Origin of the sequence: Cryobacterium sp. M15, assembly GCF_002929675.1 — a bacterium.
GTDB classification, from domain to species: domain Bacteria; phylum Actinomycetota; class Actinomycetes; order Actinomycetales; family Microbacteriaceae; genus Cryobacterium; species Cryobacterium lyxosi.
On the sequence record NZ_PJJW01000001.1, the window covers coordinates 1 to 1,541 of the forward strand.

At 56.6% G+C, this 1,541-nt stretch carries 1 protein-coding gene; it reads left to right on the forward strand.

Going from position 1 to position 1,541, the window contains the following annotated elements:
* Positions 1 to 514: 514 nt before the first annotated feature.
* Complete coding sequence (locus CXY83_RS00010) at positions 515 to 1,009, forward strand: Dps family protein (protein ID WP_104195411.1); 495 nt, start codon at positions 515 to 517, stop codon at positions 1,007 to 1,009.
* Positions 1,010 to 1,541 lie beyond the last annotated feature (532 nt).

The window sequence follows — 1,541 nt, forward strand, 5'->3', positions numbered from 1 at the left end:
CCTGGCCCTACTGGAAGGGGTCGCGGAAGGTGCGGGTGAGCGCGCCCGCAAGGTGCAATTTGCACCGAAAGACGGATACTGCTGCGTGCGTATCGCCCGGAATACCGAGTAGGAGGAAGGCTTTGTCCCTCCGTCGGTCTTTCCGGTCTATCCGTGGGTCGTGAACGTCATCACCCAACGCCTCCAGTGGTCTCGTTAACACCTCGCTCCCGAAGAGCGGTTGTGACCGCCTGGTTGTAAGGACGACTAATTTCACGGCGTCGTTTTGTATCCGGAAGTGAAGTCCCGACGTGATTGTGCTTTGGTGAACATTCTCTTTTGTGAGCTGTCCTCGCAACGGGATCAGTCGCATTGTCTGGAAATACAGTTCGGTGCGGTCTTTGGGTTGATGGTCATATCATCAAGAGAGGCCTTAAGCAGGTCAAGACGTTCGTTGAAGCCCTAACAACCACACTGGTAGCTGACGCAATGACGTCATATTTTATCTTCTATCCTCGTACCACGAAAGGACACCATGCACGTCTCCGAGACACTCCGCACGAACTTGCAGTCCGTTCTTGTCGACCTGATTGCGCTGCATTTGCAGGGCAAGCAGGCGCACTGGAACATCGTTGGACCGAACTTTCGTGATCTGCATCTGCAGCTCGATGAAATCGTCGGGGAGGTGCGTGAATTTTCTGATCAATTGGCCGAACGCTTGCGCGCCCTCAACGCGCAGCCCGACGGGCGCATCGAAACCGTCACCGCGACCACGCACTTGCCGAGCTTTCCCGCCGGCGAGGTACTCACCACGGATGCGATCAGCCTCATTACGGAGCGCCTGAACCTCACGGTGGAGAACATGCGGGTCGTGCACGATGACGTCGACGAGGAAGATCCCACCAGCGCCGATATTCTCCACCTTTTCATTGAAAAGTTGGAGCAGTACGCCTGGATGGTCAGCGCCGAGAATCGGCAACCGCAATCGGCGGCGCAGACCCAAGCCCAAGCCCAAGCTCAGCGGGCTTAATTTCAACGAGCTGATCCGTATCATAGCCGAGGACAGTGACTTTCCGGAGCATCCTTGGTGCGTCATTCTTCCCGAAGGCCCCGAAAACGACTGCTTCAGCGCCCAGGAGGCTGCTCTGAGTGGAAGGTGTGGTGAGAACTCGTGTGCTCAGGACATTCTCCAACCCGGCTCTCGCTGCTCGCAAAGCAATAATGACGTTCTTTATCGCCTTCGGAAGATGTCAACCTTTATGAGTCAGTTTCTTTAGGCGGTCATTGAGTTCGTTTCTTCCTTCTCGGGTTCGTTGATCCAGGACGTCATCGGGAACGTGGGTGGCTGCGGGTGCTGCCGAACGAAGCGTTGAGGGTGCTCGGTATAAGCCATCGTGAGAACGCGGGCACGAGCGTGCTGAATGGCTGGTGCACGGCCGTGGTGAACGTTGGCTAGAAAGCGCCCTTTCCACGAAAGATGGCTAGGGCGTGTCTCCTAACGGCTTCAGCCAGATTGTGATGGCCCGCAGGATGACTCCGCCGCGGTAGTTGACGGCGAGCTT